The following is a 13846-nucleotide window of genomic DNA, read 5'->3' on the forward strand; positions in this document are numbered from 1 at the left end:
CGCAAACCTCATTTCCTCACCGGGACGTCAAACCGATAGCCCAGTCCGTACACCGTCTTGATGTAGACAGGCTGCTTCGGATCGTCCTCGATTTTTTGCCGCAAATTTTTGACATGCGTATCAATCGTGCGGTCGTAGCCTTCGAAGTCGTAGCCGAGAACTTCGCGCACCAGCTCGTCTCTGCTCCACGTCCGACCGGGATGGCGGGCCAGCGTCGTGAGCAGCCGGTATTCGTTCGGGGTGACGTCGAGCGCGACCTTGTTTTTGAGAATTTTTTTGTCGCGAATCGAAATCGTGAGCTGGCCTGCCTCGAACTCGTCGCAGAGCGCCGAATAGTCGCCGGAGCGCCGCATGACGGCCCGCACGCGCGCCACCAGCTCGCGCGGACTGAACGGCTTCATCAAGTAATCATCCGCCCCGATTTCCAGCCCATAAATCCGGTCAGCCTCCTGACTCTTGGCGGTGAGCATCAGAATCGGGACGCGGGAATGCTTGCGGATGCGCTGGCAAACTTCTTCACCGCTGACGTCCGGGAGCATCAAATCGAGAATAATGCAGTCGACGGCCGCCGAGCTGGCTATCTGGATAGCCTCCCCGCCTGTCATCGCCGTCAGCACGTGATAGCCGTCTTTTTGCAGATAGGAAGATAAAATCTCCAAAATTTTGTGTTCATCGTCTACCAGCAAAATCGTAGACATGTCCTGGCCTCCTTTTGCCCCTTATTCCGACTGGCTGGCCTGTCCCTTCCCGCGCTTCCAGAACAGCAGGAAAACAAGCGCGCCTGCTGCAAGCGCGATCACCAGCCTGAGCTTGTTTTCGCCAAAGTAGACGAGATCGTGCCCGACGAATGTCTCAAACACCATCGAAGGAATTTTGCCCACGAGTGTCGCGAGAAGAAAATCGGCGAACGTCATGTTCGTCATCGCCGCCCCGAGATTGATTACCCCCGAAGGGAGCAGCGGATTGAGCCGCAGCAAGACGACGGCGAGCCCTTTTCGCACCCTGGTCGCCCCGTTAATCGCCGCTACCCATTGGAACGACGCCAGCTTTTTGCGCCGATCGGCTTTTCGAATGACATAGCGGTACAAGAAAAAAGCGATGCCCGCACCGAGCACCTCCCCTGTGAGGGAAAGGAAAAAACCTCCGTACAAGCCAAATACAACGGCATTGGCCGCAGACAAAAAAATGGACGGCAGGACGCCTGCCACGCTGATGGCGATATTCAACAAGATGCTGCCGATTACTCCCAGCATTCCCCACGAGCGAATCCATTCTGCCAAGCCTTCTATATTCGTCAATCCATCCATGTTCGCTTGCGGACTCCCCTCTGTTGCCTGTTCCTTTAAGCCTATACGAAAATTGTGAAGAAATCATGGAAAAAAACAAACAATCGCTCCCGTTCTCTGGAAGCGACTGTTTGCGGAAGGCGGCAATAGCGCCTTATTTCTGCTCGATGGCCACGTAAATATCGACTTGCGCCTGATTCGGGTCGGCGCAGCGCACGCCGTCGTAGCGCTCAAAATCCGAGACGAACGTCCGCTTGACGCCTGACTCCTGCGCCCACGCCCAGATGCGCGCCCACGCCTCCTGAATGATCTCGACCATCGGGCCGACTCTGGTTGTAAAGACCGCATATGTAGCTGCCGGGATCGTTTTCACGGTCAGCTCGGCAGACAGCTCGCCCCCCGCTTCCACCTCAACGCCAACGAGCAACGAGTACGCTCCCTGTTCATCGCTTGCGTAATCCGAGTAGACGCCATAGACGACTCCCGGCTCTTTTTGCCCGGGCGTACGCGCCGGATACCCTTGCTCGTAATAGCGGTGCCACAAAGGCCCGATTTTCCCGTTTGCTCCGCATTCAGCCTCGTTCGTGGTCCGAATTTTCAGACCAGCTACACGCATTTCCCCCAGTTGGACGATCGTCGGATTCATCTGTTTGCACGCTCCTGTTCAAAGAATGGATTACATGCCTAGTATAGCTATCCTACCTTGACACCTGTCTGTCAACGTTTCTGGTCTGTCTCGTAGCATGCCAACATTTTTTTCGCCGTATCCGCGATCCGCTGGCGGATGAAATCCGGCGCCAGCACCTGCACGCTGTCGCCGTAGCTGAGCAGCATGCCTGTCAGCCACTCATCGTCTGCCATCGTCGTGCGGACAGTCATCTCGCCGTTTGGCGCGGTTTCAATCGTTTGCGGATCAAACATGTCTCGTACCCGGACGTGGACACGCGGTGCGCAGCGATACTTCAAAGCGGTCGGCCAGCTCGCGAGCGCTCATCCGGCGTTTGTTCAACAGCATCATGACAATCGCCAGCAATCGTTCTACTTTCAACTCTCGTTCCACCTTTTGGCGGCTCCGCTACCGGAGCTTTCTTACGTGTAAAAAGGAGAATCCGCAGCAAAAAATCCATGCTGCAAATTCTCCTTTGTTCGTTTCTTTCCACTTGAAAACTAGACTAGACGCCCATACGTCTGCGCTGGTTGTTCGGCTTTTTCGTCAACTGGCTTTTCATCGACTGGTTTTTCGCCTTCTGGTTCACAGGGTTGTTCGCTTGGGCCTGTGCCTGCTTCTTTTCCGCCAATTTGCGCTTCATCGCTTCCTGCAGGCTGATTTTTGGCTTTTCCGCTTTTGTTTCCAGTTCGTTTTGGTTTGGCTCCGTCATGCGTAGCAACTCCTCATAGAAATTGGTTATCTTCTATGTATTCTAGTGCAAGACGGGAGGATGTGCCAGTAGGAATCTAACTGTTTTGGGCGCGGAGTTGCATATATTTGACTCCGCTCGCCTGGTGCTTCAAAATGTCCTCCAGCAGCTCTGCGAGATAGGCTCCCGCTTCAATCGGCAAAGTCCCGCCCCGATGAATATTAGAAATAACCGTTCGATCTGATTCTACCGTATGGGCGTCCGGTTTGTAAATCATGTAAGCACTGAGACTTTCTGCCGTCGCAAGCCCCGGCCTTTCCCCGATCAGGGAGATGACTACTTTGCAATTGACGATTTTGGCGACCTGGTCCTGAATCCACACCCGTCCCTTGTGAATGAACACCGGCTTGCCCACGCTGATGTTGCGCATCGCCAATCCTTGCTGCAGGGCGGGCAGCAAATCCGGAATCGTCGCCTCGCAGGCAGACGTGCTCAGTCCGTCGGAGATGACGATCTGCACGTCTTTGCCTTTGTCGCCGTGCTGCTCCAGCCATCTGACCGACTCGTCGGACAGCAGCCGCCCCGAGTCGAGGTTCATCAAATATTCCTGCATGCTCGTCGCCCGCGAATGCAGCTCCGGGAGTTGCAGCCGCTGCAGCCATTCCGGGCTGATCGTTTTCATGACCGCATCGTGTGCCGCCGCCTGGTCGATGCGAAACTGCAAATAGCTCGTCGTCTTCATTCTGGTCCCTGCGCGGCCGATCCCGATGCGCGCCGGCGTTCTCGCCATCGCCCGCTCCAATGCTTCCAGATTGTGCGGATTTTCTACGCCGCGCACCTTTTGCTCGGGAAAGTGAATCACTTCCCCCGTCTTTTTGGAAAGCTCATCCATGACCCGCTGGATCAGGTCATCCATGTTGATCTGTTTCATCGTGTGTGCCCTCCCCGCTCGTTAGTCGAAAACCGATAAATCGCCTGCCCGCTCTGTCAGCCGTCCGTTTTCCATCAGTCCCATTTTTTCCAGCCATTTTTCAAATTCGCGCAACGGGCGCAGGCCCAAAAGCTCGCGGTAGCTGGCATCGTCGTGGTAGCTCGTATCCTGATAGCTCAGCATGACGTCGTCGCCGCCGGGCACGCCCATGTAAAAATTCGCTCCGGCAAGCGTCGTCAGCATCCCGGCAATTTCCTGGTCGTTTTGGTCCGCGTACATGTGGTTCGTGTAGGTAGGGGCAATTCCCATCGGCAAACCGTGCAGCTTGCCCATGAACAAATCCTCCAGGTCGGCACGGATCATCTGTCTGCCGTCGTACAGCGTTTCCGGCCCGATGAACCCGGAGACGTTGTTGACCATGAACGGCTTCCAGTGGCGGCAAAAGCCGTACGTACGCGCCTCCAGCGTCTGCATGTCCACGCCTTCGTGCGAGTCCAGCGACACCTCCGAGCCTTGCCCGGTTTCAAAGTACATCACGTTCGGCCCCGAAGCCGTGCCTTTTCGCAGCATCAACTCCATCGCTTCGTCCAGCAAATCTTTGGAGACGCCAAACGCTTCATTCGCCCGCTGCGAGCCAGCCAGGCTCTGGAACATCAAGGAGATCGGCGCTCCGCCGCGCAATGCTTGCATCTGGGTGGTAATGTGGGCGAGGACGCAGTTTTGCGTCGGGATCTCCCATTTTTGCATGAAATCGTGGGACATCTTGAGCAGTTTGGTAACGCTTTCAACCGAGTCGTTGTTCGGGTTGATCCCGATGACGGCATCGCCGGAGCCGTAGGACAGACCTTCCTTCATCGAAGCGAGAATGCCCTCCGGATCGTCAATCGGGTGGTTCGGCTGGCACCGGAACGCCAGTCTGCCCGGCTCGCCGATGAGCGTGTTGCAGTACGCCTGGTGCCTCATTTTTTGCGAAGCCATCACCAGGTCAATGCTCGACATCAGCTTGGCGGTCGCGGCAATCATTTCACTGGTCAAGCCGCGGCTGATCCGGGTAAGCTCCGGCATGCCTGTCGAAAAGAACAAAATGTACTCGCGCAGCTCCCCGACCGTCCAGTTTTTGATTTCGTTGTAGATCGACAAATTCAAATCGTCGTAAATGATGCGGGTGACTTCGTCTTTTTCGTACGGAATCACCGGATTTTCGTAGATGTCCTTGAGCTGCATCTCGCTCAGGACGACTTTGGCCGCCATCCGCTCCAGTGCGGAGTTGGCTGCAATTTTGCTCATCTGGTCGCCAGACTTCTCTTCGCTCGCTTTCGCCAATACATCGCGAACGGATTTGAACTGGTAATGTTCTTTACGGATGACGCATGCCAATTTCATCTCGCTTCACTCGCTTTCTTTGGTAGGGCTTCCTTGCTTTCCTGCCCGCCCGGCACAATGGGAGCGAAAACGGTCATCCTGCTTTTTCGCGTTTCTCCCCGGAAAAAACTCGTGCGGGACCAGCTCGTCGTTGAGCAATCGCGGCCATGCAGATGATGTGACCCAAAATTTGCCTGGTGGGGATAGAACCGGTAGTTGTTCGAGCGCTCCTTTGCGCTTTTTTTCTCGCTCTTATACGTCAAAAAGACGCTTGAAAAAGGAGACGGCAGTCCGTCTTCGTTCAAGCGCCATTGCTTTTGTTGCGATTCACTTTTCCAGCGAACTTTGTTTTTCCAACAGGATCGTCTCTACTGCGGGCAGCAGATCTTCCTCCATGACGGGCTTGACCAGGTAGGCGCAGACGCCTTTTGTCTTCGCTTTCGCTACCAAGTCTTTTTGACTGTACGCCGTCAGCAGCAAAATGGAAGCGTCCGATTGCCCTTTGATAATCCCGGTAGCCGTCAATCCATCCATGACGGGCATTTTTACATCCATGATGATGAGGTGCGGGTCCCACAGTTGCGTCAGAGAAACGGCTTCTTCGCCGTTTTTCCCGTCAGCCACAACGTTGTAGCCTTGTTCCTGCAACATCTCGACCAGGTCCATTCGCGTGATGGGGTCGTCGTCTATGATGATAATTCGATAACGATGACGCAATACTCCACCTCCCATCAAAGAGAATGGACGTGCCAACTGCTCACCAAAATGTCAAGCTTGCACCGACGCCGTTGTCGGCTTTTTCGCAGCTTTTTGAATACTTTTATTATATCCATTATTTTTCGCCATTTCTAGCCTGAATCCTGTCCGCTGTTCCCGGCTTCTCTCGCAGGAGAAGCCAGGCGGACGAAGCGTGTTTTGCGTCATCGTCTGCCGCCCTTTTGCCCTTTTTGGATACGGGAACTCGCGTGTCCTGCCCCTTGTCCCGCTCCTGTACTGTACACTGCGTTTTCTTCGGCTCACCTTCACCTGGACGAGCCATGGCAGATGGCTTACCGGGCTTGCTCCGTCATTTTTTCCCGCAAGTCCGTGACCAGCTCGTGCATCGTTACGCTCTGCAAAATCGCTTCCATCGCATGCTGCGCGCGATGCAAAATCAGCTCCAGGACGAACTGGATATTGGCTCCGACCGGACAGGCAGGGTTCGGCTGCTCGTGGATGTGAAAAAGCTGGCCTTCCTCCACGACCTCGACGGCGCGATATACGTCCAGCAATGTGATTTGCTCCAGCTCTTTCGCAAGCGTTGCGCCGCCCGCCCCGGCCCGGACGTGTACAAGCCCTGCTTTTTTCAGTTGTCCGAGCACGCGGCGGATAATAACCGGATTGGTGTTCACGCTGCCGGCGATCCATTCCGATGTATGGTGAGCATTTGCATCAATGGAGAGCAGAGATAAAATATGAACCGCAATCGAGAAACGGCTGCTGATTTTCATGTCGGTCACCCTTTCGTTGTAATGATTATAGTTACATCCCTGTTTGGAAGTCAAGTTAACCGTTCCGTCACATTTCCGCCTGTGGCGCATTTGTGAATTCTACTATAATTTACGTTGTTATCAGATTCCATATTTTCAATGGGGAGTGTTGCCTGCATGATGCATCCACAGATTGATGTCTCACCAGCAACGGCCTTACTCGATGTACCTGTCCATATTACACTAAGCGGTTTTATGCCGCATCAATTAATCACGCTTCATGCCACCATGACGAACGGTTTGCCGGGCGGAGAGATGTCGGCCTCTTCCCATGCCATTTTCCAGGCAGACGAGAACGGCTTTGTCGATCTTGTGTCCCAGGCGCCTCTGTTCGGCACGTACGAAGGCATTGACCCCATGGGACTGTTCTGGTCGATGAACGTGCAGACGCTCCGCTATTACAGCTCCTATTCCCTCGAAGACTTTCAGTTTACCCCACGCTCCACAGAGATTCACCTGACGGCAGAGGTGAAACAAAAGCCTGTCGCCAAGGCTGTCGTCAAGCGCATCTTCGTCTCACGCGACGTTTCCATCCAAAAAGTCAGGGAGGACGGCTTGGTCGGCCTCTTTTTCAGCAAGCCACATCTTGAGCCGCGTCCTGCCGTGCTCGTGCTCGGCGGCAGCGAAGGCGGGATCGGTTCCTGCTCCCAGTTTGCCGCCCTGTTCGCCTCCCACGGCTATCCGGCGCTGGCGCTCGCCTATTTTCAATGCGATGACTTGCCGACAGACATCCAGCAAATTCCGATCGAATATGTACAGCGCGCCGTCCAGTGGCTGAAACGGCAGTCTACGGTGCATCCCGGGCAAATCGCCGTTTTCGGCCGCTCCAAAGGCGCCGAGCTGGCGCTGGTCACCGCGTCGCTCGAACCGGACATCCGCGCTGTCATCGCGTCCAGCCCCAGCTCCACGGTCAACATCGGCACAGACCGGGCGTTCACGGACGCGGAAACGTTTTCGCCGCAGTCCTCCTGGTCGTTTCGCGGAGAACCGCTCCCGTTTGTCACCTGGACCGAGGCGCAATGCCAGGAGTCCCGCGAACGGCTGGATTCCGGCCGGCGCATCGACCAAATCCACAAAGCGGCCTGGCGTGCCTGCGAGTGGCTCGAAGACGCAGAAATTCCTGTGGAAAAGATCAACGGCCCGATTCTGTTGCTGTCTGCCGACGACGATCACTGGTGGCCCGCCGCCGAGCATTGCGAGCGGATGGTCGAACGTTTGAAAGCCAACCAGTTTGCCCACCCCGTCGTTCATCTGCGCTACGCGGATACGGGGCACAGCATTCGTTTTCCGTATATCCCCACCACGCGGACGCAACTGAACGGCGGAACGCCGAAAAACAATGCGCACGCTTCGGAGCATTCGTGGCAGGAGGTGTTGGGGTTTTTGGAGCGGAGTTTTTCATAAGAAGCCTGGGCGAACTGCACCGATGAGCCTTGCCAGTAAAGGAAAGGCAAGGCTCTCTCGCCTCCAAAGTGATCGGCCGATCTCGCAGGTGAGCTTTGCCGCTTTTCGAAACAAGCTTCTTGAGTTTCGCTATAGTAGAATTACTTTACTATCAGCCAGCGCTCGGAGCCAAACAGGAAATTTTTCGGAAAGAAAGCAAGTGATCCTTGGTGGGAAAAGCTAGGATGGATGTCCCTGCCAGACCATTTCCCCAATGAATGAAAGAAGGCCCCATTCGCACGAGGAAAGAGGCCATGATTTTGAAAAGACTGCCTCCGACTCCGCTGCCAGTCTCCTCGTCTTTCTATTATTTTTCCCAATCGATTGGACGTCATCCCGATGCGCTTTTCGTAAAGATGTCGTTTTGCGAAAACCCGCAAGTGGAGGGAGAGCGTCCCCCTGTAAGGATAATCTCCTGACTTCGCCGACATTCTTGACGTGGATTGGCTCCTACTCTGTTCCTTGCAATCTTTTTGTATCAATATGCTTGTATTTGTCTTGATTCCCCTCAATTTCTCCATCGCTTGGCCCCAGTTGAAACCACTCTTTTCCATCATACAAGGTGTAATTGTAGGTCACATTTGGTTCATCCTTGAACACGGCATCCACCGAGTAGGTAGGCATTTTGGAATATTTTGCTTTTATTTCCAGCATGTCTGATTCCTTGTAATGATTTGTTGCCACGAGATAGTGCAGCATTTCCTTTTCTAAGTTGTATAGCTTGAATTGAATATATCCATGTTCCCAGCATGTGCGACAGTCAGCGCGCTGCCGTTTCAGCCAAAACGAACGCCTTTCGTTTCTGTTGAAAATCCGAAGTCACCCCCATCCAAAAACTTCCCCCGCCCAAACAGGTAAAGCCTACTTCCATGCCGAAGTAGGCTTTATACCTTCGATTGATTGAGAAAGGATGAAGAAGCAAATGGACTGCATTTTTTGCAAAATCGTAAACGGGGATATTCCTTCCAAAAAAGTGTACGAGGACGAGCATGTGCTGGCTTTTCACGACATTAACCCTGTCGCACCCGTACATGTCCTGATGATCCCGAAAAAGCATATCCAGTCGGTCATGGCCATCGAGCCTGAGGACAAGGAGCTGATCGGCCACCTGCATCTGTCGTTGCAAAAGGTAGCCGAAATCATGGGAGTAACCGAGCCAGGCTTCCGCGTCGTGACAAACATCGGACAGCATGGGCAGCAAACGGTTTTCCATCTGCACTACCACCTCATTGGCGGCAGACAGTTGGAGTGGAAGTTCTAGCGTTAGACAAAACCTAAACGTTTCCTTGCGAGACGATGTGGCGGGCAATCCCTTCTCCATGAAATCTGCCGTTTTCGATGAAAATGGCATTGGCGTGGTGGCCCGCCGCAATCACTCCCGCTATGTAGAGGCCGGGAACGTTCGTCTCCATCGTCTCCGGATCGTGCTGCGGAACGCCCGTCTCCTCATCGGTGTGCACCCCGAGCGAATGCAGAAACGTCCGGTCAGGCCGATAGCCGATCAGGGCAAACACGTGGTCGTTTGCAAGCGTGACCTGCCCTTCCGCTGTGTTGACGTGGATGGCGCGCTCTTCAATCGAAGCGACAGTGGCTCCGAAAAACATCTGGATGCGCCCTTTTTTGACCAGGCTCTCGAAGACAGGCCGGGTCCACGCCTTCACTTTGTCGGACAGCTCGGTTCTGCGGCAAATCACCGTCACCTGCGCCCCCGCCCGTTCCAGCTCCATCGCGGCATCGACAGCAGAGTTGTTTCCGCCGACGATGGCGACTTTCAATCCCGCGTATGGGTGCGCTTCCTTGTAAAAGGACGAGACTTTCGGCAAGTCTTCGCCTGGCACGTTCAACCGGTTCGGATTGTCAAAGTAGCCGGTGGCAATGACCAGCTTCTTCGCCTGATACAGATGCGTCTTGGCAAAGCGGTCTGTCGTCGCAACCTGAAAGCCATCCTCCGTCCGCTTCGCTTCGGTCACCGTTTCGTAAACATGAACCCGCAGATTTTCGCGGGAAGCTACCAGCCGATAGTAATTGAGCGCTTCCTGTCTCGTCGGCTTTTCGTTGGCGGTGGCAAAAGGAATGCCGCCAATCTCCAGCAAATCCGGTGTGCTGTGGAACACCATGTACGTCGGATAGCGATATATCGAATGTACGAGCGATCCTTTTTCGATGACGAGCGGATCGAGTCCCGCTCTTTTGCAGGCGATCGCTGCCGCCAGACCACAAGGACCTCCGCCGATAATCAGTACGTCTTCCATTTCTCTTCCGCCTCGCTTTTTGTTTCTCTCACGTTTCAATCTTATCATACCATATTGGAATTCCCCCCCAATCATTTTCCGTGTTTGCTTTGCATACCCGTTCCGTCCCCTTGCCTGCTTGACCGCACCGCCATGATCGAAAAAGCTTCACCCAACCTAGTATGGCTTGGCACATTCGAAAAGCTTGCCTCACCTACTCCATCGTTCTCTTGTCATACTTTTCCGACCTGATATCCAACACTCTTTCGTTGATCTTGATGTGTGTCCCGTCCAGCCATTCCCCCACTCTTACCAAAAAATGACCAATGAAAGATTGGTTCTGCCTCCTTATACTGGATGTATGATGAAAAAACAAAACATACATATTTGGTTGGTTTCTCTGGCATTTCTGACATACTGCCTCACGCTGGCCGTCGGGGTTCCCGCGTCCACGGCATCTACGAACAGCCTGAAGGATATTGCCAACAGCTACGCCAAAGAGCAAATTCGCTCCTTGCAGAAGGCAGGCGTGATCGCGGGGGATGAAAACGGGTACTTCCATCCGACGCGGCCGGTGACGCGCGCCGAGTTCGTCGCGATGCTCACGCGGACGCTCGGCATCCAGCCTGTGGCGGGCAATATCGCGGCTTATGCCGATGTCCCGAAAAATTCGTGGGCGTACGGGTCCGTACAGGCTGCGGCTGCGCTCGGCATCGCCAACGGGATCAGTCCTACGGCGTTCGGGCCGAAGCGCACGATCTCCCGCGAGGAAGCCGCCGCGTTTTTGGTGCGCGCCCTGGAGCAAAACGTTTCGGCACAGGCGACGCCGGCCGTGCAAGATGCCGCTTCTGTCTCCGGCTGGGCAAAAGCTTCTGTCGCCAAAGCGATCCAGAAAAAATGGCTCGTCGGCTACCAAGGCAGCTTCCGCCCGCAAAAAGCGCTGTCGCGTGAAGAGACGGCCGTGATTTTGCAGCGCATTTCAGATGAGCTGAAGACGCAAAGCGCGGCGGCCAAGCCGCTGATTTCGCTCGGTTGGCAATACCAGTCCACGACCGACGAGTTTATCGCGCAGGTCAAGAAAAGCGGTGTCAACACCTTGTCGCCGCGCTGGTACTTCCTGCAAAAAGACGGCACGGTCAGCGACTTGTCCGACACGGCCCTGATCCACTGGGCACATGCAAACGGCAAGCAGGTATGGCCGCTGTTCGGGAACCGCTTCGACTCCGCCGCCACGCATGCCGCGCTTGCGGATGCGGCAAAGCGGAAGGCCATCGTCCAGAAGCTGTCCGCCTACGTGGACAAGTACCAACTGGACGGGATCAACGTCGACTTTGAAGGCTTTTCCCCGGCCGACCGCAACAACTTCACCCTGTTCATCCAGGAGCTGTCGGCTGCCCTGCACGCCAAAGGCGCTGTCGTCTCCGTCGACATTCCACCCGATACCAAAACCGATTGGAGTGAACCTTACGACTTTGCCAAACTGGCGAAATCTGCGGACTATTTGGTAGTCATGGCCTACGAGGAACATTGGGTGGGTGGCCCGAAAGCAGGCTCAGTAGCCTCGCTGCCATGGTTGAAAAAAGTGATCGTCGACCTGTTGGACAAAGTTCCGGCCCAGAAGCTGATTGTCGGCCTGCCGCTCTATACCCGCGACTGGTATCAGGCAAAAGGCAGCCTGCAATCGACAGACCTGACGATTCCTGCCTCCTATCAGTTGCTCTCCCAGTACAGGGCAAGCACGGTCTGGGATGCGAGCATTGGACAATACCGCTCGTCCTACCAAAAGCAAGGCGTAACCCATACGATCTGGCTGGAAGAAAGCCGCTCCATGGGACTCAAGGTCCAGGCGAGTCTGGAGTGGCAAATCCCGGGACTGGCGTATTGGTACGTCGGCTCCGAGTCAACCGACATGTGGACCGCGATCGCCAACGCGATCAAGCTCAAGCAGGTGCGGGCAAAGCTGTCCTGAACGCTTGCTGCTGGAACGGCCACAAAATCGAACGAAACGCCTCCGCTGTCCGAAGACGCTGCGGAGGCGTTTTTGCTATCTCGCTGTACTGGTAGCGTGGTGGGCAATGCCGAACGCCAAAGCAAAAGCCAAACTCCCTCCCTGGCACTGCGGAGGCATTCGGCTTTTGTGGCATGCGCTGCCTAGCGCAATTTTCGCTCCATAAAAATGGCGCCGTCGAGCGGATTGAAGATGTACGGCTCTATTTCATAAAATCCGAAAGCGCGGTACAGCGCCTGCGCGCTGGTCATCCTTGCCAACGTATCGAGCCGCATGTAGTCGTACGAAAGCTGCTCCGCTTTTTCGATAATCATCTGGACCAGCGTTTTCCCGATTTTCAAGCCGCGATACCGATCGCGGACGTACAGCCGCTTCATCTCGCAAATCCGCTCGTCGCTTTTGCGCACGGCAATGCAGCCCGCCGCCTCCCCGTCTACCAAGGCGAGGAGCAGGGCGCCATCTGGTGCTGCGTACTTGCCGGGCAGCGCCTTGCACTCTGCTTCAAAATCTTGAAAGCCGAGATCGAGTCCGAGCGATTCCGTATATTCGCGAAACAGTTGCTTCACTGCCTCGAGCTCTTCCTTGTTTGCTTCGGTCAAAAAACGATACTCCACCATGCTTTCTCCACCCTTTCCTCTCTGTAGCTCCGCTGTGCCTATTTTTTGATGTTGTGGACGATGTACGTCAGCAAATCGTCGCCTTGCCACAAGGAATCCAGCGATTCGTTGCCCAGCTTGGCGCTCACGACCTTGAGCACCATGTCGTGGCGGATGTATTCCTTCGCCAGCAAAATCAGCATCGGGTCGGTCGTCTGAATGGCCTGCGGCACTCGCCCGTCCAAAAAGCTGCCGATCAGCACCTCTTTGTCGTCCTGAATGACAATCGTCAGCCTTTGGCCCATCCTCTGCCGCTCAATCGAGGACGAGTCCTGGCGGTGATAGAAGGCGTGCCCGAACGAAGGCGTTTCCTGGTCGGCAAACAGCAGCGAAAACATTCTGACTCCTTGGGCAGCCGCTTCCTCGGAAGCCTCGCGCAATTCGTCCAGCTCCTCTTCCCACGCCGACAGCCACACCTCTTCTTTTGCCGAGCGCAGCAAGCTCTGCATGGCAGCCAAGATGTTCGCCCGCTCCTCCATATGCTGGATGACATGAACCTCGACCGGCTTTTCAATGACTTGCAGCACTTGCTCCAAATAGTCAATCGTTTGTTCGTGCTGCTTTTTCAGGTTGGTCATCAGCTCTTTGATCGGCACGGGACGATAAGTCGGCGGCTCCGTCCGCAGCTCGACAATCGCCTGCTTGCTCACCAGCTTGGCAATGACCGCATACACCATCGAGCGCGGCACGGCACTTTTTTTGCTGATCTCGTACCCGTTTAAAAGCGGCTCCTTCAGCAGCGTCATGTACACCTTCGCTTCATTTTTGGAAAAACCGATTTCCTCAAACTTGTCCAGTAACGGTTCCATAGCTACTCCTTTTTAGTAGTAATAGATATTACAACTATAAAAGAACGCGCGCTGCAATGCAATATCGTTTTGCTGATCGGCAATCGAGATTCACGGAGGCCGCTTCTCAAACGGTCTGGAATCATGCCCGCCTGCGATCTGCTCTGTCACAGAACCGATCCTTTTTGCGTTTGCTTCGTATGTTTTCGTAACGAGATCGTCTCGCTTCGGAGGTGTTCCATGGGTTATTTCTC

General features: G+C 54.8%; 16 protein-coding genes and 1 pseudogene. 3 read left to right on the forward strand and 14 right to left on the reverse strand.

The window, feature by feature from the left end; all coding sequences use genetic code 11:
- Positions 1–8: 8 nt before the first annotated feature.
- The 10 genes and pseudogenes from M655_RS14740 to M655_RS14785 all read right to left on the reverse strand — a co-directional run bounded on the left by M655_RS14740 (position 9) and on the right by M655_RS14785 (position 6427).
- A complete protein-coding gene (locus M655_RS14740; RefSeq protein ID WP_005835347.1) occupies positions 9–698 on the reverse strand; it encodes a response regulator transcription factor in 690 nt (229 codons plus the stop codon).
- A gap of 21 nt (positions 699–719) precedes the next feature.
- Positions 720–1307, reverse strand: a complete 588-nt coding sequence (locus tag M655_RS14745) for a TVP38/TMEM64 family protein (RefSeq protein ID WP_005835348.1) — start codon at positions 1305–1307, stop codon at positions 720–722.
- Between the two features lie 133 nt (positions 1308–1440).
- Positions 1441–1932, reverse strand: a complete 492-nt coding sequence (locus M655_RS14750; protein ID WP_026557132.1) for a GyrI-like domain-containing protein — start codon at positions 1930–1932, stop codon at positions 1441–1443.
- Between the two features lie 71 nt (positions 1933–2003).
- Positions 2004–2207 carry a helix-turn-helix transcriptional regulator gene (locus M655_RS14755; protein WP_005835352.1) on the reverse strand — a complete coding sequence of 68 codons (204 nt, stop codon included), beginning with the start codon at positions 2205–2207 and terminating at the stop codon, positions 2004–2006.
- Between the two features lie 25 nt (positions 2208–2232).
- Positions 2233–2334, reverse strand: a pseudogene (locus tag M655_RS14760) (HTH domain-containing protein); the annotation flags it as partial.
- Positions 2335–2458: 124 nt separating this feature from the next.
- Positions 2459–2665 (reverse strand): hypothetical protein, encoded by a 207-nt coding sequence (locus M655_RS14765; RefSeq protein ID WP_005835356.1) that lies wholly within the window; start codon positions 2663–2665, stop codon positions 2459–2461.
- Positions 2666–2741: 76 nt separating this feature from the next.
- A complete protein-coding gene (gene eutC / locus M655_RS14770) occupies positions 2742–3575 on the reverse strand; it encodes an ethanolamine ammonia-lyase subunit EutC (RefSeq protein ID WP_025847621.1) in 834 nt (277 codons plus the stop codon).
- A 21-nt stretch (positions 3576–3596) separates the two neighbouring features.
- A complete protein-coding gene (locus M655_RS14775) occupies positions 3597–4958 on the reverse strand; it encodes an ethanolamine ammonia-lyase subunit EutB (protein WP_026557131.1) in 1362 nt (453 codons plus the stop codon).
- Between the two features lie 306 nt (positions 4959–5264).
- A complete protein-coding gene (locus M655_RS14780; protein WP_026557130.1) occupies positions 5265–5654 on the reverse strand; it encodes a response regulator in 390 nt (129 codons plus the stop codon).
- Between the two features lie 332 nt (positions 5655–5986).
- Positions 5987–6427 (reverse strand): Rrf2 family transcriptional regulator, encoded by a 441-nt coding sequence (locus M655_RS14785; protein ID WP_005836512.1) that lies wholly within the window; start codon positions 6425–6427, stop codon positions 5987–5989.
- A 156-nt stretch (positions 6428–6583) separates the two neighbouring features.
- Here M655_RS14785 and M655_RS14790 point away from each other — a divergent pair, with 156 nt between their 5' ends.
- The gene (locus M655_RS14790) at positions 6584–7870 is read left to right on the forward strand and encodes an acyl-CoA thioesterase/bile acid-CoA:amino acid N-acyltransferase family protein (protein ID WP_026557128.1); all 1287 of its coding nucleotides are present in this window, start codon (positions 6584–6586) and stop codon (positions 7868–7870) included.
- 489 nt (positions 7871–8359) lie between these two features.
- On the opposite strand, the gene M655_RS14795 is transcribed toward M655_RS14790, so the two are convergent.
- Positions 8360–8563, reverse strand: coding sequence for a hypothetical protein (locus M655_RS14795; protein WP_286085835.1), 204 nt, complete (start codon positions 8561–8563; stop codon positions 8360–8362).
- Positions 8564–8831: 268 nt separating this feature from the next.
- Between M655_RS14795 and M655_RS14800 the strand changes: the two genes are divergently transcribed.
- Positions 8832–9170, forward strand: coding sequence for a histidine triad nucleotide-binding protein (locus M655_RS14800; protein WP_026557127.1), 339 nt, complete (start codon positions 8832–8834; stop codon positions 9168–9170).
- A gap of 13 nt (positions 9171–9183) precedes the next feature.
- Here the strand turns inward: M655_RS14800 and M655_RS14805 are convergent, their stop codons facing one another.
- The gene (locus M655_RS14805) at positions 9184–10161 is read right to left on the reverse strand and encodes a YpdA family putative bacillithiol disulfide reductase (protein WP_026557126.1); all 978 of its coding nucleotides are present in this window, start codon (positions 10159–10161) and stop codon (positions 9184–9186) included.
- Positions 10162–10504: 343 nt separating this feature from the next.
- Between M655_RS14805 and M655_RS14810 the strand changes: the two genes are divergently transcribed.
- Positions 10505–12109: an S-layer homology domain-containing protein gene (locus tag M655_RS14810; RefSeq protein WP_286085836.1), complete on the forward strand. Its 1605-nt coding sequence runs from the start codon at positions 10505–10507 to the stop codon at positions 12107–12109.
- Positions 12110–12291: 182 nt separating this feature from the next.
- Here M655_RS14810 and M655_RS14815 read toward each other — a convergent pair whose 3' ends face one another.
- Both M655_RS14815 and M655_RS14820 read right to left on the reverse strand, forming a co-directional pair.
- Positions 12292–12765 carry a GNAT family N-acetyltransferase gene (locus M655_RS14815; protein ID WP_005836525.1) on the reverse strand — a complete coding sequence of 158 codons (474 nt, stop codon included), beginning with the start codon at positions 12763–12765 and terminating at the stop codon, positions 12292–12294.
- 38 nt (positions 12766–12803) lie between these two features.
- Positions 12804–13613 (reverse strand): TrmB family transcriptional regulator, encoded by an 810-nt coding sequence (locus M655_RS14820; RefSeq protein ID WP_007783515.1) that lies wholly within the window; start codon positions 13611–13613, stop codon positions 12804–12806.
- Positions 13614–13846: the final 233 nt, after the last annotated feature.

The organism is Brevibacillus sp. NSP2.1, assembly GCF_000470975.2.
GTDB lineage: Bacteria > Bacillota > Bacilli > Brevibacillales > Brevibacillaceae > Brevibacillus > Brevibacillus agri.